Source organism: Spirosoma endophyticum, assembly GCF_900112365.1.
In the GTDB taxonomy this organism is placed as follows: Bacteria; Bacteroidota; Bacteroidia; order Cytophagales; family Spirosomataceae; genus Spirosoma; species Spirosoma endophyticum.
This window is the reverse complement of record NZ_FOLQ01000001.1, coordinates 223,673-243,764: the sequence shown is the minus strand read 5'-3', so window position 1 is coordinate 243,764 and position 20,092 is coordinate 223,673. Positions and strand designations below refer to the sequence as shown.

13 protein-coding genes are annotated in these 20,092 nt (G+C 49.8%); 5 read left to right on the top strand and 8 right to left on the bottom strand.

Features of this window, described 5'->3' with window-relative positions; translation table 11 throughout:
* Positions 1–48: 48 nt before the first annotated feature.
* Positions 49–1,065 (top strand): class 1 fructose-bisphosphatase, encoded by a 1,017-nt coding sequence (fbp, locus tag BM202_RS00940; RefSeq protein ID WP_093822598.1) that lies wholly within the window; start codon positions 49–51, stop codon positions 1,063–1,065.
* Between the two features lie 195 nt (positions 1,066–1,260).
* Here the strand turns inward: fbp and BM202_RS00935 are convergent, their stop codons facing one another.
* Complete coding sequence (locus BM202_RS00935) at positions 1,261–2,379, bottom strand: Gfo/Idh/MocA family protein (RefSeq protein ID WP_093822597.1); 1,119 nt, start codon at positions 2,377–2,379, stop codon at positions 1,261–1,263.
* Positions 2,380–2,494: 115 nt separating this feature from the next.
* On the opposite strand from BM202_RS00935, the gene BM202_RS00930 reads away from it, so the two are divergent.
* The gene (locus BM202_RS00930; protein ID WP_093822596.1) at positions 2,495–2,779 is read left to right on the top strand and encodes an Imm8 family immunity protein; all 285 of its coding nucleotides are present in this window, start codon (positions 2,495–2,497) and stop codon (positions 2,777–2,779) included.
* Positions 2,780–2,909: 130 nt separating this feature from the next.
* On the opposite strand, the gene map is transcribed toward BM202_RS00930, so the two are convergent.
* The 4 genes from map to BM202_RS00910 form a co-directional block, all read right to left on the bottom strand.
* Complete coding sequence (map, locus tag BM202_RS00925; protein WP_093822595.1) at positions 2,910–3,671, bottom strand: type I methionyl aminopeptidase; 762 nt, start codon at positions 3,669–3,671, stop codon at positions 2,910–2,912.
* 98 nt (positions 3,672–3,769) lie between these two features.
* Positions 3,770–4,906, bottom strand: a complete 1,137-nt coding sequence (locus BM202_RS00920) for an HU domain-containing protein (protein ID WP_093822594.1) — start codon at positions 4,904–4,906, stop codon at positions 3,770–3,772.
* A 21-nt stretch (positions 4,907–4,927) separates the two neighbouring features.
* Entirely contained in the window at positions 4,928–6,613 is a 1,686-nt protein-coding gene (locus BM202_RS00915) for a hypothetical protein (RefSeq protein ID WP_093822593.1), read from the bottom strand.
* Between the two features lie 116 nt (positions 6,614–6,729).
* Positions 6,730–9,801, bottom strand: coding sequence for a tetratricopeptide repeat protein (locus tag BM202_RS00910; protein ID WP_093822592.1), 3,072 nt, complete (start codon positions 9,799–9,801; stop codon positions 6,730–6,732).
* A gap of 108 nt (positions 9,802–9,909) precedes the next feature.
* Between BM202_RS00910 and BM202_RS00905 the strand changes: the two genes are divergently transcribed.
* On the top strand, positions 9,910–11,775 hold the full coding sequence (locus BM202_RS00905) for a M61 family metallopeptidase (RefSeq protein WP_093823552.1): 1,866 nt from the start codon (positions 9,910–9,912) through the stop codon (positions 11,773–11,775).
* Between the two features lie 154 nt (positions 11,776–11,929).
* Here the strand turns inward: BM202_RS00905 and BM202_RS00900 are convergent, their stop codons facing one another.
* Positions 11,930–12,910, bottom strand: coding sequence for a c-type cytochrome (locus BM202_RS00900; RefSeq protein ID WP_093822591.1), 981 nt, complete (start codon positions 12,908–12,910; stop codon positions 11,930–11,932).
* Between the two features lie 202 nt (positions 12,911–13,112).
* Between BM202_RS00900 and hisS the strand changes: the two genes are divergently transcribed.
* Both hisS and BM202_RS00890 read left to right on the top strand, forming a co-directional pair.
* The gene (gene hisS, locus BM202_RS00895) at positions 13,113–14,489 is read left to right on the top strand and encodes a histidine--tRNA ligase (RefSeq protein ID WP_093822590.1); all 1,377 of its coding nucleotides are present in this window, start codon (positions 13,113–13,115) and stop codon (positions 14,487–14,489) included.
* A gap of 84 nt (positions 14,490–14,573) precedes the next feature.
* Complete coding sequence (locus BM202_RS00890) at positions 14,574–16,547, top strand: KUP/HAK/KT family potassium transporter (protein ID WP_093822589.1); 1,974 nt, start codon at positions 14,574–14,576, stop codon at positions 16,545–16,547.
* Between the two features lie 74 nt (positions 16,548–16,621).
* Here the strand turns inward: BM202_RS00890 and cobA are convergent, their stop codons facing one another.
* Together cobA and BM202_RS00880 are read right to left on the bottom strand one after the other, a co-directional pair.
* Positions 16,622–17,374 carry a uroporphyrinogen-III C-methyltransferase gene (cobA, locus tag BM202_RS00885; protein ID WP_093822588.1) on the bottom strand — a complete coding sequence of 251 codons (753 nt, stop codon included), beginning with the start codon at positions 17,372–17,374 and terminating at the stop codon, positions 16,622–16,624.
* 78 nt (positions 17,375–17,452) lie between these two features.
* The gene (locus BM202_RS00880; RefSeq protein ID WP_093822587.1) at positions 17,453–19,597 is read right to left on the bottom strand and encodes a nitrite/sulfite reductase; all 2,145 of its coding nucleotides are present in this window, start codon (positions 19,595–19,597) and stop codon (positions 17,453–17,455) included.
* Positions 19,598–20,092: the final 495 nt, after the last annotated feature.

The following is a 20,092-nucleotide window of genomic DNA, read 5'->3' as shown; positions in this document are numbered from 1 at the left end:
ATAAACTCTGTAAACTATCTATTCAAATAAATTTCTCCTTATATGCTTATGGACGTCCAACACGTAGTCATCACCGCTTCGCATCCACTAGCCCTACCCGTCGGGGTAACGCTGGACCGGTACATCATGCACCGGCAAACGGCATTCCCGTACGCCACTGGCGAACTATCGCAATTACTGCGCGACATTGCACTCGCTGGAAAAATTATTCATCGGGAGGTGAACCGGGCTGGTTTAATTGACCTAACAGGTGGCATGGGCGTTCAGAATGTACAGGGAGAAAGCCAGCAAAAACTGGATATGATTGCGAATATTCGCTTCAAACGGGCGCTGACAAATGGGGGCGAAGCCTGCGCTATTATTTCAGAAGAAGAGGAGGATATAATTTATACCGGTAATAATAACGGCAAATACGTAGTGGCAATGGACCCGCTGGATGGGTCATCCAATATTGACGTGAACGTATCAATCGGTACAATTTTTTCCATTTATCGACGCATTACGCCCATTGGTAGCGAACCAACCATGGCTGATTTTCTACAGGGCGGGCGTCGTCAGGTGGCAGCCGGGTATATTCTCTACGGCTCATCGACCATTATGGTCTACACGACGGGCCATAGCGCCAATGGGTTTACGTATGATGCATCCCTGGGCGAGTATATCCTATCACATCCTGATATTCACAGTCCCGCTAATGGCCAGATTTACTCCTGCAATGATGGGAACATTGATGGGTACGAAGACGGCGTTCGGGATTATCTAACATCTTGCCGCCGTAATCAATACACGGCACGGTACATCGGATCGCTGGTCGCTGATTTTCACCGGAATCTGTTGAAAGGAGGAATTTATCTGTACCCACCTACGAAGAAGAATAAAGAAGGCAAACTTCGATTGCTGTACGAAGCCTTTCCGCTCGCATTTCTGGCCGAGATGGCGGGCTGTTTAGCTACGTCGGGGCATCAGGCCGTTCTGGATATCAAGCCAACCAGCCTACACCAGCGAACCCCTTTATACATTGGCTCCCCAGTAATGGTAGATAACCTGGTTAGTTTGCTCAAATAGCTTTACTACTATTATAAAGTTTTAGTAGAGGTGATGTATGAAATCAAGAAATAAGTCAATAGTTATCACCCAATAATAAGGTGACAATTATTGACTTATTTCTGTTTTAGTTGTATAACTACGAATTATGTTACGTGATTATTTTATAAATTAGCAAACGCATAGAAGACTTAAGACGCTAAAAAGTGCAATTTTCTACTTCAGATTTACTTTTCTTCCGGTAGTTGCTGCTCGATAAATACCTTCCAATACCTTCATATCTTTTCGTCCTTCTTCGCCAGAGATGTGAGTGGGTAACGGCTTGTTGGCCAACAAATAGTTGGCAATGTCATCGACCATTGCAGCCTGCTGATTGATGGTCGGAAAATTGAGTACGCCTTGCGTGGTTTTTCCTTTGAAGGGTCCATAACTGAGGGCTGGACTAAGTTCAAAGTAGCCTTCGTCAGCCGAAGCGAAGAACCGATCAATATTGCAATCTGACATGCTTGATGAGGTACATATAGCTCCGCTGGGAAAGTTTAATTGCCAAGTGATGTTCTCCTCCACTTCTTTGAATAGATCAGGCATGGTGACTGGACCAAACTGAGCCGTAACGGATATAGGCTCCTCGCCTAATACATAGCGGCTACTTTGCACACAGTAAACGCCGAGGTTCATGAGGGGTCCTCCCCCCGCTATCGCTTTTTTCAAATGCCAATCATCAGGGCTTATGCCCGCCAACCGATAGCCAAGTGAAGCATCAATTAGTCGTACTTGGCCAAACACTTTTTCTTGACCAAGTCTTTTGATTTCTAGATGATAAGGTTCGTAATGTAACCGATAGCCAACGGCTAATTGCACCCCCGCACTTTTACAGGCATCAATCATTTCCTGGCAGTCCTTCTCTGTAAAGGCCATTGGTTTTTCAACAATCACGTGTTTGCCTGCTTGAGCCGCCCGGATGGTATATTCTTTATGCAGACCGTTGGGTAAGGTGATATAGACCAAATCAATATCAGGGTTGTTTCTAATCTGGTCAAAATTCTGATAAGAGTAAATATTCTTATCTGGAATAGCATAGTCCTTCTTCCATTGACTTGCTTTATCGGGCGTGCCTGTTACCACACCCGCCAAATGACAATAATGCGATGTGCTTAGTCCTTGTTTAAGGACGTTAGCATAGCGGCCTAGCCCACAAAGAGCAACGTTTAATTTTTTTCCAGCCTGGTTCGGAGAGACCATCTCAAGCTGTGAAGCAAAAGAGGGTAATGTAGCCGCTACGCCAAGCCCTAATCCAATCCTTTCGACAAAACCACGCCTAGTAACTTTATTCATTATTAATTCGCTATTGTATAAGTGGCATTATGTAGAAAAAAGTTACTTATTAAACACTTAAACAGGGACAATATACCCAACACGTCCAACGTAAAGCCTACCACATTGGACAGTCATGAAACCGATTATTGTAGATTTCGACTCGTCTGATGTATTAGACTTATTTAGTTATAGACCGAAAGACTTTGGCTTTCCACTTAACCTTAACATCGGAACCACAGAGGGTAAGGGAGCCGATAATTTTCAGCTTATGGTGGCGACCCCGAAGTATCTTAAAAAGATGCATCCTGGTCAATCAGCGGTTTTACTACGTCATGTTCTTCTTGTCTTTCACTATGACTTTACCGAGATTTTAGACGTACTAACCCGGTATATTCAGCCTGTTGAAAAGGATTCGTGAGAGACGATAGCCGCCAGGATAGGTCGGATCGCCTTATGGGAGTTTGACGATTATCAACCCTATCAATTGCCTACAGGTTAATCGTTATTTATTATTCCGAATGGTAAGTGGTAATAAGAAAATCAGGACTTTAATTCCATAATTGATTCGCAGCTGTCAGGATAATTGGTTGCTTATTGGTAACGACAATCGTTTGTTCATGCTGCACGGCAAAACTGTCTCTGGCGACTAATGTCCAACCATCCCCCTTCTCCTGGGCATAGGTGGCTTTGGTGGATATAAACGTCTCGATGGCCACCACCGAGTTCGTTCGGAAACGCGTTTTGTTAGACCGATCGTAGTAGCAAAGGATCTCATGCGGTTCTTCGTGTAAGCTCCGGCCTATTCCGTGCCCAGCCAGATTCTTTATGACTCGATAGCCGCTTCGTCTGGCTTCCGTTTCAATTAAGCGACCAATCTCAGCGATTTGTACGCCCCCACGGATATGGCTAATGGCTTTGGCCAGGATTCGCTTTGAGGCTTCTACCAGGCCACTATGCTGATGAATATCCTGCCCCAGCACGAAAGACCCACCATTGTCTGACCAGTAGCCATTCAGTTCCGCCGATACATCAATGTTGATTAAATCCCCTTCCTGAAGAAACCGTCTCGCCGAAGGAATGCCGTGACAGACTTCCTCATTTAAACTGATACAGGTCCAACCCGGAAAGTTATAGGTGAGCTTGGGGGCCGAACGGGCACCGTGCTCTTCCAGCAGTTGTCGCCCATATTGATCCAACTCCAGCGTCGACATCCCTGGCCGGGCATATTGTTGCATGCGCTTAAGGGTTGAGCCAACAATCTGGCTAATCTGCTGCATACCTGTCAAGTCCTCCTCAGATTTCAATGACATAACTTCGTAGTTTTGTTGTAAAAGTAAGTTAAACGTTGGGGTAACCCACAAAAAAGACAGCCCCGAAGAGCTGTCTTTTTTATTTAATGTCGAAACGATTAGTTTGTGAATATCCAGGCGGTTGAGCCGATCATTTTACTGATAGCCGGTACGTTGGCCTGTGCTTCTGCCCGGTCGGATGAGCCTACCGCGGCCACTTTATACCGTAGTCCTTTCCGACCCTGTACCATGATAAAGGCATCTTTATAGCCCGCTTTATGTAAGTACTTGATAAGGGGAATAGCATTCTTTTGGCTGGCGAATACACCGGCAATCACCGTATAATAGGCGCCCACATGAGTCTTGGCAACTGTACTTGCCGGAAGCATTTTAACGGCCTCTACCGACGTAGCGACAATCGCTTCTGCCTTCGGTTCAATAGGAGCGGGTGTCGGTGCGAGGGCTACTGGTTCAACAGCCGGGGAAGCTACGGGCTTCGTTTTTGCAACAGGCGCGGGGGCTGGCGTAGGCGTAACTTTATGTACTGCAACCAGTTTGGGTGTTTCTTTTACAACCGCTGGCTTCGATGCAAAAGAGGTAGGTAAGCGAAACAGGTTTGCCGGGTCTAAACTACTCTGTAGGGGTTGTCCCGGTTTGATAACGGAGAAATAACTAGCTACTCCTAACGAACTAATTAACAGCGCGATGGCTGCTACACGCCAGTAAGAACGGCCCGCTTGTAAAGGCGTTAACGTAGTATCTTCATCATGAACCAACACAGGACCAAGGGCCGTAACAGGCACCGCTTCGATCGCTGGTTCGAGTTGGGGCAGGCGGTTGACCAGCTGAACGGATAACGCACTCATTCCATAGGCTTCACCGAAAAAGTTGTGCCGCAGACTGGGGTCAAATTGTAGCCGACCTTCGTCATTCCGGCTGAACGTACCAATACCATCAAGCTCAAACCGACCAACAAGTTCTACATCTTGCAGTAAGCCATTGACAAACAGATGAATATGACGCTGGGCCCCTTCGCGAGTGACCGGCTCATGCAACATAATGTAGTTGGCCAGAATACCGTCGTCAAAACGAAGGGCTTCATTAAACGCCACGCGCTTGCGGGGCGGTAAGTATAAGCCACTGGCTTCAGTAAAGGCTGCTGGTTGATAGTGAGTCAGGAAAGCCCCGAACTCCGGTACGACCACACAGTCGTACTGATAGAGCAGCTTTTTTAGATAATCATTTACGGAAGCCATAAGCGCGTGCCGGTGGAGAGATTAGAACGAATAACTGATTCCTCCGAGAAAGTTAAGGCCTTGCGACTGATAATACAAATACCGCTGGTAATTCTGACCGAAGATATTATTTAATGACACAAAGGCGGAAACCTGCTTCCCCAGGAAATAGTCAATTTTCACGTTGGCGTCGTAGATGGGTTTTAGGGTATACGTTACGTTCGACGCGAAGTTTTTGTTTTTGATGCCCTGATAAAAGTACAAATCTGCGGTGATGAACAATTTTTTGTTCAAGATGTACGAATTGCTCCAAGTTGAAGTGAAGTCGGGCCGTCCCCAGGGGGCTTCCAGCCGGTCGAGACCATAACTGAAATAGTCAATTTTTAGCGTCGAACGAAACTTGTCTTTCTGGGCATAGGCCAACTGACCGGAGATGGTCAGTACGTTCGAAATCCCACCGTCGTACAGAACCGAGAACTTCGTCGTATCTGTCATGCTGTTGTTGAATACCGAGAAGTTCCGGTAGCGGGCGTAGGAAACTTTGCCTTCGTAGGAGAACCCACCGCCTACATTTCCCTTCGAACCCGCGTAAATATCAAACGACTTGACCGTGTTCGCTAGAACGACTTGCGGACCAAGCCACTTGTTTTCAGCGAGTAAGGACCGGAGGGTGTTCCGGTTGATATCCCCGTCAACCCCCGCGAAAACGTGAATATTAGCTAGTGGGGCGACGTCGATATCCACGACCGGGAACGCTCGGGTGTCATTTATACCCTGCCGCTGATCGGTTTGGTTGACCGCATTAATACCCGCTGTTATGGTGAAGAGAGACGAAGTATATTTAAAAGTTGGCTTCACCCGGAACAGGTTCCGATTATCGACAATTGACCCATCCGTGCGTTGCGTTACGTAGGCATCGGCCGCCACGAGCGCAAAAACATTGTCAGTGATGCCAAGCGAAGCATTGAAATTCGTGCCCCAGTCGGTTTCCGAGGCATTATAAAGGTCCTTCAGAGACGTAATCCCCGTTTTGAGTGAATAGTCAATGGCGTTATCCGAATTGGTATTCTCAATCCCAACTTTAAAATTAACCGTACTCAAGCGTTGCTTGATCAAGTCAGGATTGAAGGTAGGCTGGCTGGCGTATTCGCGGCTGTAGCCGTAAAAATTATACGCATTTCGGTCGTAGCCCAGGTCCGCCTGAAGTTTAAAGGCTTCGGCCAGGTATTTACCCGTTACCCGAACCCGCGTATCACTCTGACCCGAATTTTTGCCATCTACCGGTCCAATGCCCGATGATAGATGCCGAAGGGAGCCCTCCAGGGCCAGATTGGGCATGGTATTAACGCCCACGAATCCTTCCCCCAGAAACGAACTGTAATTGCCGGCACCCAGCTTTACGTAATTACTGTAAGCGGGCGAATCGTCGGGCTGGGTCGTAGCGGGCGACAGCACATTGGGCGTGATTTTCGGGTCGCCAACGGTGAGTTTACGGTCTTCAAATTCGTAGGTTAGTTTCCGCTGCTCGGCCGACGGTTTGAGCGACTGGATTTTATTGAACAGCCGGTTCGCGGGCGGCACCACGATTTTGCGGCTTTTTTCAACCGTAATTTCCTGATTGTCTACTTCGCCTTCTTTAACGGGCCGTGTTGGCTTCGGCTCCTGCTGCGCGAACAGCGAGGCCGATACCGAAAGGAGGGTGAGGGTAAGTAAGGGGCGTACTATCATAGTGGATGTACGATGAAGGAATGATGACCGGGTCGCCGGAGCGATGATGAATGATGAATGATACCAGGCAGGGCCAGTTCACGCATTATTCATCATTCATCATTCATCATTCATCATTAATTTTTAGCTTCCAGCGTGGCCAGTTTTTGTTTGGCTTCGGCTTTGATGGTTTCGTCGGATGTGTTTTCGATGATTGAATTCAGGACGGCTTTGGCCTGGGCCGTCTCGTCCTGCGCTACGTTGTTGTCGGCTACCAGGATAAACGCTTTGCCCTTCCAGTACTCAAACTCGGCAAATTGTTCATTGAATTTCAGCAACGTAGTAACCGACTCTTTGTACTTTTTCTGCCGGAAGAGAATGTCTCCCAGGTAATACTGTGCTTCTGCTCCATTGATGTCCTTAGCCAGGGCAATCGTTTTTTCGAACTCTGTCTGCGCGGTTTTGTAATCACCTTTACCAAACGCGATCTTACCCAGCATCAACTGGGCCCGGTTCTGGGCACCCGGCACGACACTACCGCCCGCTACGAGGTCGCGGGCAATCACCGCGGCTGAATCGGGTTTGGGATAGACGAAATACGTATCCATCATCCCCAACTGAGCCGCTACCTGCTCGGCTTTACTGCTCGACTTGCTTAGGATAATCTGGTAGTTACGGATGGCACGGGGATAGTTTTTCTGCTTCGATTCCAGATCAGCCGCCCGTGTAGCCGCCCGGACCAGATAATCTGATTTATTGTCGGTAACAATCATATTGTAGTAGCGAAGTGCGTTGGCAACGTCGCTGGTCTGACGATACGATTCCGCTACGTAGTAACGGGCTTCATTGGTATTCGGGCTGGCCGGATACTCCTGCATGAACGCCTGCAATGATTGGATGGCCTGCGGATATTTGCCACTGGAATAAATATCCTTCGCGTTCTCGAACTGTACCCGCTCCACATCGGTGCTGGCCGGGTTGCTCTTCTTGTACTGGCCGAGCACCTTCGAAAACTCTTCCGGTCGACCCGCATCATTCAACGTATTCTGGATGCCCAGCAAGGCACTCTGTGCCTGTTCAGAATTGCCGTAATTATCCAGAATGCGTTTGTAGTCTGCTACGGCGGGGTCGTACTGCTGGATATTGCCATACGCAATGGCCCGTTTGAGCAGCGCGGCCGGAATGATCGGGCTGTTGGGTTTATCCTGAATAAGCTTGGTGAATCCCTGGATTGCGGCCTGATACGAACCCTTTTCAAAATCAACGTTGGCCGTCTGGAAGAGGGCTTCTTCCACAAAACGGGACGTAGGGTACTGCTTCTGCACCTGATCGAACTGCGCCTTCGCTTCGGCATCACGCCCTACGTAGCTCAGAATAACCGCTTTCTGGTAGGCGGCATAATCTTTGTCGGGGGCGTTCTGCGCAATCGCCAGATCATAGGAGCGCATGGCGTTTTCGTACTGCTTCGTGGCGAAATAGGAATCCGCTAACCGAATCGTTGCATCCTGCACCTGGGCTCTGTCTTCGGCCGTCGCGCCTTTGCTCACGAAATCGCGGAAGTACGGCAGCGCGCGGGAGTAATCCTTTTTATTGAAGTATGCATAGCCAAGCGCATACAAACTCTTTGTGCTATAATTTCCAGTACTGGATTTTGAGATACTGGCGTAGAGCGGAATGGCCGTATCATACTGTTTTCCCGCTGAATAAGCTTCGGCTTTCCAGAACTGGGCAGCCTGTTGCAGATCGGTATCAACGGGAAATTTCAAGGACTTGTCGAGGTTGGCGACGGCCTGCGGATAACGTTCGGCATTGAAATCGCTCACGCCCTGGTTGTAGGTCAGTCGCTGATACGTAGCATTTATTTTTGGTGTCCTCTTTTTTAACCCTTCGATGTACGCAATGGCCGCCGGGTAATTGTTCGAGGCAAAATAGGCCTCGCCGACTAGTTCATTGGCTTCATTCTCAAATTTGCTGTTCGGGTATTGTTTCAGAAATCCCGTCAGTTCCTTCACGGCATCGGCTCCGTTGTTCTGATCCAACTGTAGTTTGGCGTGATTAAATCGGGCTTCTTCCTGAATCTCGGGATTGAACGACAACCGCCCCGCCTGATCGAATGCATTTAAAGCGTAACTTGGATTCTGCGTCTGTAAGTAGCTAACCCCCAGTGTATAAGCTGCATACTGAGCTGTCGTATCCTTACCACCTGCCAATGTCTTCAATTGGGTAATCGCATCATTATAAGCCCCCGTTCTGAAAAGCGACTGACCGTAACGGAATTTAACGGAACCCGGCGTTTTTGCACCAGCCGCCGTGATGTATTGCTTGTAATACGGAATCGCTTTGGCGAATTGATTCTGCTGGTAGTAGACTTCAGCGGTATACAGAGCCACTTCACTCAGGGTCGAACCCTGATTTCGCTTCAGCAGCGGTTCGGTATAAGCTAACAAATCGTCAAAGCGACGCTGGCGGTAATAGGCCTGGGCAATCCAGTTGGGCACCTGATTCTGATACGTCGGATTGTTTTCAATACGTCGGAAATCGGCAACGGCTTCATTGAAGTTCCGGTTGCGGAAATTGATAACGCCCGCGTAGTAGGAGGCTGCCGGCGCATCGGTCGAGTTGGGATCAACTTTTACTTCGTTCAATAAAGGAAGCGCCTTCTTTAAATCCTGGGTATTATAGTAGGAGAGCGCCAGTTGGTATTTAAACGTTGTCTGTTGTGCACTGCTGCCTCCCTGGGCAACCGCTTTTTCCAGGAAATCGATTGCCTTGGTATAATCCTGCCGATTATAATAGTACGTACCTAAGTCGCCGTACAGCTGGCTCGCTTTCGGGTGCTGGCTATGATTCTTGACGAAGCGATCGACGAGCAACTCCGCGCCGGGCTCATCGACATACAAACTGGTGAGGGCAACGTAGTACTCGGCTTCTACCGCGTTCTGGTCGCCTGTATTGAGCAGTGTCTGCGAACCATCGCCCCGCCTTGGTTCGAGGTATTGACGAAATTCGTAGCGGGCAGCGGCATAATTGGCTTTCTCGAACAGTTCGAGCCCGTTTCGAAAATGGTAATCGGGCTCAGCATAACTCTGGGTACGCTGGGCAAAAACCGACAGCGTAGTAAGTAGCCCAAGGGTCAGGGAGAGAAATAGCCGACTACCTAAGAAATAGACTGGCTGGCGTTGACCCAACTGGGTGGTTGAATAGGGCATAAACGAAATCAACGGTTGTGAATGCTTGGAATGCGTCGTAGTTTCGCCGACGAATTGGCGAATTACACGTCAAATCTGGACAAAAAACGAAGGTATTCCTGTTTCCGTATGAAAAAAAACGCCCGGCTCCTGTATTTACTTACTGTCTGGACATTTTTTATTCCATTTTTTTCAATTGCCAGTTCCCGATTGGCCGATGATGAAACCCCGGCGGCCGCGTCGCCCAGCGTTACGTACGTCCTGTCGATGCCCGAACCACAGACGCACTACTTTGAGGTAGAGATGCAGCTAAAGAATATGGCAACGGCCACGAACGCGAAAAAAAATGGGTACATAGATATCAAAATGCCTGTCTGGACGCCGGGTTCCTACCTGATTCGGGAGTATGCCAGGAACGTCCAGGGATTTACGGCAACGACGGGCGGGAAACCGCTGAAGAGTGAGAAGATCAGCAAAAATACCTGGCGCATAACGACGCCCGCATCAACGGACGATAACCTGACGATTCGCTACCGGGTGTATGCCAACGAACTTACTGTACGTACCAGTTTTGTCGATGCCGATCATGGCTACGTGACGCCCGCGAGTATGTTTATGTATCATGACGCGCTGAGAAATATACCTCTGCGCGTTGTCGTCCAGCCTTATAAAACCTGGAAAAACGTGGCTACGGCGCTGGAACCCGTTGCCGGACAGACGTTTACCTATGAAGCGACCGATTTTGACCTGCTGGTGGATTCGCCCATTGAGATTGGCAATCATCATACGTTCACGTTTACGGCCTCGAACGTACCGCACTCGGTGGCCATGTTTGGTGAAGTGGATTACGATGAAAAGCGATTAGCCGCTGATTATAAGCGCGTTTGCGAAGCCGCTGCGACGGTTATTGGCGAACACCCCTGCAAACACTATACTTTTATTGTACATCACATTCCGTCGGGCGGTGGCGGCCTGGAGCACCTGAACTCCACGACGCTGGAAACGTCCCGGAATGCCTACGCTACCGAAGCGAACTATAAAGGATTTCTGACACTGGTGGCCCACGAATATTTTCACCTCTGGAATGTAAAACGGATTCGACCTGTAGCGCTGGGACCGTTTAATTATGAGGCCGAAAATTACACCCATATGCTCTGGTTGTCGGAAGGAGGCACCTCGTTTTACGAAGACTACATTCTGCGTCGGGCCGGGTTCCATACGCCGGAGACCTACCTCAATATTGTGGGGATCGACATCACGAACATTGAGAACCAACCCGGCAGTCGTGTCCAGTCAGCGGCTGAATCGAGCTGGGATGCGTGGATAAAAGAATACCGGCCCAACGAAAATTCAGCCAACACCACCATTTCCTATTACAGCAAAGGCAGCGTCCTCGGAACGTTGCTGAATCTGGCCATTCTGGCGGGAAGCAACGGCGAACGTAGTCTGGACGATCTGATGCGGTTCCTGTATGCTGAATACTACAAAAAACAGAAGCGTGGGTTTGCGGATGAGGAGTTCCGGCAGGCGGCCGAGCAAATCGCGGGTCGCTCGCTCGACGATTTTTTCACCATCGGCGTCAATTCAGCGGAGCCAATTAATTACAACACGTATTTCGAACCGGTGGGTCTGCGGCTCGTCAACGTAGCGGGTAAGACGCAAGATGGTTTTCTGGGGGCGGCTACGACGGTGTCAAACGGGAAAGCGACCATCGCGAGTGTCCGGCGTGGATCGGGCGCCTATACCGGTGGTCTGAACGTGGGCGATGAAATAATCTCCGTCGATAGCGTTCGGGTTGGCGACGATCTGCTGCGGCTCATCGGCGGCCGACGGGCTGGGGAAACGATCAAGGTGCTCGTTAACCGGGGTGGTTTCCTGCGGGAAATTCCCGTCACGCTGACCCAAAACCCATTGGCCAGCTACCGGCTGGAACCGCTGCCGAACGTATCGCCCGCCCAGAAGGCACTGTATAACAAATGGTTGTTCATCAAATAGACGCTACTAGGTTGGCAATGTAACCAGTGGCTTGTCGATAAGTGCATTCATCATACACGTACGTATCTAATGTCAGTTGTTGGCCCGGAAGCTTACCCAGCGCTTTGGCAACTTCCCGAAAACTACTGTTATTTTCGGGAAGTTCAGGGGACGCCTATTTACGCGCCAATTGCAGTTCAGCGTTCTTTTGGGCGACGTTATTCCTGATTTTGGGCACGGTTTTCAGGTAATCATAGATAGCGCCTACCTCCCGGTCCGATAACGACAGCTTAGGCTCCATCGGGTAGTTTAAAATACTGCCATCAGGCCGAACCCCCATTCTGACGGCCCGGATAAACTGTTCTTTCGTGTAAGTTTTGGCAATGCCCGTCTCCTGGTCGAAGGTCAGGTTAGCGGTGATCACTTTTTTGCCACCATCGCCAACCATCTCAATGCCACCCCCATAATAACCTTTGGAGGTACTTGGATGTACTTTGTCCTGATCAATCAAATCACCCGAGTGGCAGGAGTAACAATCACCGATCGCATCGGCCGTGTATTTACCAAGGGCTATTGTATCGTTGCTGTCGGGAGACGCCACAAGCGTTTGTGGGTAGGGTAGTGGTTTCATCAGCGTATGTGTCAGTACTTTCGAAATCAGGCTTAGTTCCGAGGCTTGCGGCTCCTGCTTTGATGCCTGCACCGGGAATCGGTCCGACCGCAGCCAGGCCACGACCGAACGGATATCTTCATCCGCCATATTCGGGTACTGGGGCATGACAGGGGCGTATGATCCATCGCGCCGAACGCCCGTGCGGAGAAAATAGATCAGTTCACCATCGGTCCAGTTTCCGATCCCTTTCTCTGTATCCTGGGTAATGTTTTTGGAATAAAGCTTGCCAAACAGGTCCGGCACTTCAGCCAGGTACTTGCCCGTTACCCGATTATCTTTATCGGCGTGGCAACTCATGCATTGAATCTGAGCGATCGCTTCGCCCCTGGCTATTCGACTGGCGGTGACATCAACCTTCAGGTTTGAAATAGTTGGGGGATCGTAGGTTGGTACGCCCGAAATGGCTACGTAAATACAGAAACCGGCCAGCAGTGCGAGGATGCTTCCCAGCACAATGCCGATAATTTTAACTATTTTTTTCATGGTCTCTCACGAATTGAAAAGAGGAAATTTGTTGATTACGGGTGGGGCAAAATTGTGGACGTAGCCAAAACTTTCCAGGTAGACTTTCTCTGAAACGGAAAAAGCACCTGTTGAAATGATACATTAGGCGCTTTGATTGGAGAATCGAGGCTTCTCCAAAATCAATCTTACTTTATTTCGCCCCCGTCCGTAATTTTGCGGCATGCAAAAACCCACAGTACCTAAAGGCACCCGTGACTTCGGGCCGGAGCAAATGCGCAAACGGCTCTTTATTTTCGATACCATTCGGCAAACCTTCCAACGATTTGGTTTTCAGCCCCTGGAAACGCCGTCCATGGAGAATCTCACTACGTTGACGGGTAAATACGGTGATGAAGGCGACCAGCTTCTCTTTAAAATCCTGAATTCCGGCGATTTTGCCGGTGGTCTGACCGAGGCTGACTTACAGGCCGGTTCTAAAAAAATTACCCCTAAAATTGCCGAAAAAGGCCTTCGTTACGATCTGACGGTACCGTTCGCCCGTTACGTGGTGATGAACCGGAACGCGTTGACAATGCCGTTCAAACGGTACCAGATGCAGCCCGTCTGGCGTGCCGACCGACCGCAGAAGGGACGGTACCGGGAATTTTATCAGTGCGATGCTGACGTAGTAGGAACGGATTCACTGCTTTGCGAAGCCGAAATTGTGCTGATGATTCACGAGGTATTCCGGAATTTAGGTGTTCTCGATTTTACCCTTAAAATCAATAACCGCAAAACTCTGGCGGGCATTGCCGAGGTCATTGGTGAGCCGGGGCAGGAAGGGCTGCTGAGCGTGGCGATTGATAAACTCGACAAAATCGGCATGGAAAAAGTGCTGGATGAACTTCGTGAGCGTGGTTTTTCAGAGGAGTCGATTCGCAAACTTGACCCCTTATTTAGCTTTGGTGAGCTTGATAGGCTGCAGCTATTAAATCAACTAAAAACGTGGCTCACTACGTCCGAAACCGCCCAACAGGGCATTGCTGAACTGGAAGAGACGCTTCAATTTGTAGATCAGTACGGTCTAACTGATTCTCGTATTGAAATCGATCCGACCCTGGCGCGCGGGCTTTCCTATTACACCGGCGCCATTTTTGAAGTAAAAGCCAACGGCGTTTCTATAGGCAGCGTTAGTGGGGGTGGTCGATACGACAACCTGACGGGGACGTTTGGTATGCCAGGCCTGTCGGGGGTGGGTATCTCATTTGGCGTGGATCGAATTTATGACGTCATGGAAGAACTGAACCTGTTTCCAGCCGGTGCCGGGCAGGGCACCCGCCTGCTGCTTGTTCCCTTTGACTCAGCCGCCCGTGCGGTAGCGTTGCCGCTGTTGAGCCAACTGCGTGCATCGGGTATTACCGCAGAAGTATACCCTGATCTAGCGAAAGTGAAGAAAATGCTCGACTACGCTAACGCGAAGGCGATTCCATATGTCGTGTTAATTGGTTCGGAGGAAGTACAGACGGGTTTGCTATCCCTGAAAAACATGGTGACCGGTGAGCAAACCAAGACAACCGCCAGTGAATTGATACAGTTACTGAGAAGTACGTCATTTTAATGCAGATTTAATACCCTGTAGCGGTTAGAATACGGTTTATTTACGGTACCGGTTCACGTAAATAGATGGGTGTCTATCTCCCGTATGTCGTCTTATTCCATTAATAAAGTATCCCCACAAGGTCTGCTGATCGCCATTGGTATCGTTTTTGGTGATATAGGTACGTCCCCTTTATACACGCTGGCCGCCGTTATGCGCGGCAAGGAGCTATCCGAAACGCTGGTGCTGGGCACGCTGTCGTGCGTGATCTGGACACTGACCCTCCAGACAACGATCAAATACGTAATTATTACCCTCCGCGCTGACAACAACGGCGAGGGGGGGATTTTTTCGCTCTATGCCCTGGTGCGTAAGTTTTCAGGACGCTGGCTCATGTACCCGGCTATTATCGGTGGGGCGTTCCTGCTGGCCGACGGACTGATCACACCACCCATTTCGGTAGCGTCGGCTATTGAAGGTCTATTGATTTTCGATCCGAAACTCAATACGGTGCCGATTGTCATCGGGATTCTGATTGCCCTGTTTGTGAGCCAGCAGTTTGGCACGCAGCAATTAGGCCGGTTGTTTGGACCGGTTATGCTGGTTTGGTTTACCTTTATCGGCGCTATTGGCTTCTATGCTTTATGGGCACATCCCTCGGTCCTGAAAGCCATCAACCCACTATACGGTGCTCGCTTATTAATGCAATATCCCGGTGGTTTCTGGCTGTTGGGGGGTATTTTCCTCTGTACAACCGGAGCAGAGGCACTTTACTCCGACATGGGCCATTGTGGCCGGGGTAACATTCGGGTGAGCTGGGCCTACGTAAAACTTACCCTGCTGCTTTCCTATGCCGGACAAACGGCCTGGCTCATGCAGCACCTGGGCACCCGGTTAAGCGAAACCAGTCCATTTTACAGCATTGTGCCGGCTCCTATCGTCGTATTCAGTATTATTCTGGCGACCATGGCGACCATCATTGCCTCACAGGCCTTAATCAGTGGCGCCTTTACGCTCGTTGGGGAGGCCATGCGGCTAACTTTCTGGCCTCGTCAACGCGTGGCGTATCCGTCAGATGAACGGGGTCAGCTATACGTACCCTTCGTGAACTGGGGGCTGATGGTGGGGTGTATTTTGATCGTATTGCACTTCCGCGAGTCGAAAAACATGGAAGCGGCTTTTGGCCTGGCCGTTACCTTGACGATGCTCATGTCCACGATTCTCATCAACGCCTACTTGCGGCATAAAAAGGCAAATGCGGTTTTCACTGTCCTGATTACTGGGGTTTTTCTGATCGTTGAAATCACGTTTTTAGCGGCTAACCTGGTTAAGTTTGAAGAGGGCGGCTGGATATCGGTTACGCTTGGGGTGCTGTTGATGGCGCTGATGTTGTTCTGGCATCAGGGTGAGTCAATCCTGAAAACGTTTATTCAGTATGATTCGCTGCCGGGTAACCTGAACGTCCTGAAAGCCCTCAGCAATGACCCGTCAATCCCCAAATTCGCTACGCATCTGGTGTATATGACCACCGCAGAGGATGCTAAGGAAATTGAGTCGGAAATTCTTTATTCCATCCTGAACCGTGCGCCCAAACGGGCTGATATCTACTGGTTTATCCATGTTGTTGTCGAGGATGATCCGTATGGGATGCGCTATAAAGTAGATACATTAGCACAGGAGGATGTCTACTTTATTACGTTCTTTTTAGGCTTTCGCGTGGAGCCACGGATCAACCTGTTATTCCGGATGGTTGTGTCGGAGCTGGAAAAAAATAAGGAAGTAACGGTGGAAAGCCGGTATCAATCGCTCAATGTACACCGCGTGCCCGGCGATTTTCGATTCGTACTTTTTAAGCGATTCTTGTCCTACGACAATGACCTGTCGATTGGTCAGCAGATTATCATGAATGGCTATCTGGCCCTTAAATATATTTCTCTGACCCCCCAGGCGACTTACGGGCTGGATACCAGTAATATTGTCGTTGAGGAAGTTCCCCTGGTATTGGCCACCCCTAAACTGTTGCCTTTAGAGCGCATCATCCCCAAACAGACAAATCATAGTCACGCTGGAAAATTCTAATTAAAGTGTCACCGGTTTCAAGCCGACGCAAGTAATCGAATCTTCACTGCGCCGGGTTGACACCCGGTATTACCTTAATTAGATGTATTAGCCAGTTGAATGGCTGTTGTGATGTCGGTTTGTGCCAGGGCGGCCACGTTACCAATCACGATGATGGCCGGATTGCCAATCGTACCCGACGCTACTTGTTCTTCTATAGTCGATACGCGCCCGACGATCATTTGCTGGTCGGCTAACGTACCATTCTGGATAATCGCCACGGGGGTTTCGCCTTTGCCGCAGTTTGCAAAAACAGCGGTGATCTCGGCCAACTTATGCATACCCATCAGTATAACAACCGTGGCCGATGACTGGGCTGCCAGCTGAAGGTCAGTAGAGAGTTGTCCGGCTTTCGTGGTTCCCGTTACGACCCAGAAACTTTCCGAAATGCCCCGAGTCGTCAGCGGAATGCCGACGGAAGCGGGCACCGCGTAACTACTCGAAATACCCGGAATGACCTGGGTTTCGATCCCATGCTGACGGGCAAACTCAATTTCCTCATACCCCCGCCCGAACACGAACGAGTCTCCGCCCTTGAGCCGTACAACGTGTCCGTATTGTTGGGCATAGTGCACGATCAACGGATTGATGTCTTCCTGCATACACGAATACGCGCCCCGGCGCTTGCCTACATACACCTTAAGCGCATCAGGGTGGCAATGGTCGAGCAAATCGGGATGGACCAGTGCGTCATACATAACCACATCGGCCTGCTGTAACGCCCGAATTCCTTTTACCGTTATCAGGTCCGGATCGCCCGGACCCGCGCCTACAAGAGTGAGTTTCATAGTTTCAATGATGAATTATGAATGATGAATTATTAGGCGGTTCTAATGCATTTATCATTTATCATTCATAATTGAATGCTAGCTGTCCTGCGCCTGGGTTAAAGCCTGTAGTTCGGGAAGGCCTTCCAGTTCAATCTGGGCTTCCCGGTAGGTCTGAACCGCTTGTAAGAAGGCTTCTGCCTGTGCAATAAACCGGTGGGCAAATTCTTCCGACGGCTCTTCCTTATTGATACTGAATACCAACGCTTTAAACTCGCCTTCCGCCTGGTGAAAATCGGTTTCGCCAGCGAAGGTTTTATCAAAATCGCTCACAATACCGTGTTGTGTGTTGGTTGGAATGTCGCGGCTCATCAACGCGGCCCGTGCGCCCGTTATGTATACATTGTACGTATGATACAACGCATCGGCCCAGCGGCTTTCGGTAATCGCTTCCCGTGCCCACCCTAATTTCTCGGCGGCTTCGGTTAACGTAGTGGCCACCAGGTCAATCAGCACGCTGGCGCATTCGCCAATACCGACTTCCGTAACGTACTGTTCGGTATGGTCCCAGTCAATGTAATCGCTGTCGACCAGCGTTTTCAGATCGGCCAGCGGCTTCAGGAGCTGATAAAAATAGTTTTTACCCTGGCGAGCGTAGTAGTCACTGTAGTATTCGCCGTCCAGGCTGTTCGCTTCAGCGTCACGTAGTAAAACCCGTAGGGAGTCGGGGCCGCGTTTGGCCGGAATCTTAATGACCTTATCGGCAATCAGCCCTTCGCCTTTTCCGTTGAAACCCCCACCCAGCAATACCTGCAGGGCCGGTAATACGTAGGCACCATTTTTGAGTGAGGAACCATGATAACCGATGTTGGCAACCGAATGCTGCCCGCAGCCGTTCATGCAACCCGAAATCTTGATTTTGATGTCGTCGTTGTAAACCAGGTCCGGAAATTCGTCGTGCATCATCCGTTCCAGGGCCCGGGTGATGCCGTAACTGCTTGAAATAGCGAGGTTACACGTATCGGTGCCGGGGCAGGTCGTAATATCGGCGGTGGTGTCGAAGCCAGGATCAGCCAGACCCAGTGCGTCAAGCGCGTCGAATACAGCCGTAAGATCCTCCGGCCGGATATAGCGTAGCAAATAACCCTGGTTTACCGTTACCCGAATGTCATCGGCCGCATATTGCTTCACAAGCTGAGCAAGTGCCCGGGCGGTATCCGAATGCATGTCGCCCAGCAAAACCCGTAGCTGCACGGCATACCAGCCCGTCTGCTTTTGCTCGAACACATTGGTCTTGAACCAGGCGTTCAGTTTTGGGTTTTCGGTCTGGAGAACGCAGTTACTGACCTCCGGACGGTTTGAATATTGTTTCGAATCCAAAGACGGTAAACTGTCAATGGTAAACGTTTTGTTTTTCAACGCCCGTGTTTCTTCGTCTACCCGACGTAGCAGTTCGTCCAGCCCAATGTCATTCAGCAGGTACTTCATCCGGGCTTTGTGGCGTTTCTGACGTTCGCCGTAGCGATCGAATACCCGAATAACGCCTTCTATAAATGGAATAACGCGGTCTTCTTCCAGAAATTCAAAGGCCGTCTGCGCCGAAAAAGGTTGCGCGCCCAAACCCCCACCGAGCATTACCTTGAAACCCTGTTTGCCATCCTGAATACGGGCCACTAACCCTACATCGTGCATATACCCATAGGCCGAATCCTTTTCACTCGATGAAACGGAAATCTTGAATTTCCGACCCATGTCCTGGCAAATTGGATTGCGCAGGAAATAATCAAAAATGGAATAGGCGTAGGGAGTAATATCGAATGGCTCTTCGGGATCGACACCTGCCCGAGCCGAACCTGTTACGTTCCGAACGGTGTTGCCACAGGCTTCCTTGAGTGTAATGCCGGCGTCTTCGAGGTCGGCCCAGAGTTGGGGCGAGTCAGCCAGTTTGACAAAGTGTAGTTGAATATCCTGCCGGGTAGTCGCGTGGAGATTGCCTGTCGCATAGGTATCCGATAGATCGGCAATGCGAACGAGCTGGTCGGCCGTAATCCGTCCGTGGGGCAGTTTGATGCGAATCATCTGCACACCAGGTTGCCGCTGGCCATACACCCCCCGCGTGAGCCGGAATTTCCGAAACGCTTCATCGGCTATATCTCCGGAGCGGAACGAACTGATTTTCTGTTCAAGGTCCAGAATGTCACGGCGGGCGGCTTTGCTTACGTTGTCGGTTAGTAGGATAGACATAATGGTATGTAGTCTATAGGATTTATCAACTTATTTCTTAAAACGAAACGCCGGGTTACTCCGGCGTCTTATACATGTACAAATATAAAACCTATTGGCATTGATTAAGTTCGACGGGTGCCCAACTTCTGGTTATGGACGATAAGGAGCGGTTATACAAAGTTAGGGCCTAATAGGCATAGGCATAGGCAAAATTTATTCCCTATACATGAGCCGGATACCTTTACTCTCCGGTGAGCATAAGTTTGAACGGGTGCTAAAAAACCCGTCCCTGTAATTAGCCACTAGATAAAAAACCCGTTTTATCCTATGGTATTATGCATATTTCTGTTGCTTCTGGCTCCGTGCTAATCCTCTCATTTTACTGGTTATCAGCCGGATGAGGGACCGAGACAGGCATTGAATGAAGCAATGCCTGATGCGCTTGTCAAACAGCAGCCTGGTTTAGTTAGTTATACCCATGATCGACTGGTAAAGAGCACCTGGAATACATTC

What these genes read in the sequence shown, in the direction of transcription:
- fbp (WP_093822598.1), top strand. Translation starts at nt 49, where the DNA reads ATGGACGTCCAACACGTAGTCATCACCGCTTCGCATCCACTAGCCCTA.
- BM202_RS00935 (WP_093822597.1), bottom strand. Translation starts at nt 2,379, where the DNA reads ATGAATAAAGTTACTAGGCGTGGTTTTGTCGAAAGGATTGGATTAGGG.
- BM202_RS00930 (WP_093822596.1), top strand. Translation starts at nt 2,495, where the DNA reads ATGAAACCGATTATTGTAGATTTCGACTCGTCTGATGTATTAGACTTA.
- map (WP_093822595.1), bottom strand. Translation starts at nt 3,671, where the DNA reads ATGTCATTGAAATCTGAGGAGGACTTGACAGGTATGCAGCAGATTAGC.
- BM202_RS00920 (WP_093822594.1), bottom strand. Translation starts at nt 4,906, where the DNA reads ATGGCTTCCGTAAATGATTATCTAAAAAAGCTGCTCTATCAGTACGAC.
- BM202_RS00915 (WP_093822593.1), bottom strand. Translation starts at nt 6,613, where the DNA reads ATGATAGTACGCCCCTTACTTACCCTCACCCTCCTTTCGGTATCGGCC.
- BM202_RS00910 (WP_093822592.1), bottom strand. Translation starts at nt 9,801, where the DNA reads ATGCCCTATTCAACCACCCAGTTGGGTCAACGCCAGCCAGTCTATTTC.
- BM202_RS00905 (WP_093823552.1), top strand. Translation starts at nt 9,910, where the DNA reads ATGAAAAAAAACGCCCGGCTCCTGTATTTACTTACTGTCTGGACATTT.
- BM202_RS00900 (WP_093822591.1), bottom strand. Translation starts at nt 12,910, where the DNA reads ATGAAAAAAATAGTTAAAATTATCGGCATTGTGCTGGGAAGCATCCTC.
- hisS (WP_093822590.1), top strand. Translation starts at nt 13,113, where the DNA reads ATGCAAAAACCCACAGTACCTAAAGGCACCCGTGACTTCGGGCCGGAG.
- BM202_RS00890 (WP_093822589.1), top strand. Translation starts at nt 14,574, where the DNA reads ATGTCGTCTTATTCCATTAATAAAGTATCCCCACAAGGTCTGCTGATC.
- cobA (WP_093822588.1), bottom strand. Translation starts at nt 17,374, where the DNA reads ATGAAACTCACTCTTGTAGGCGCGGGTCCGGGCGATCCGGACCTGATA.
- BM202_RS00880 (WP_093822587.1), bottom strand. Translation starts at nt 19,597, where the DNA reads ATGTCTATCCTACTAACCGACAACGTAAGCAAAGCCGCCCGCCGTGAC.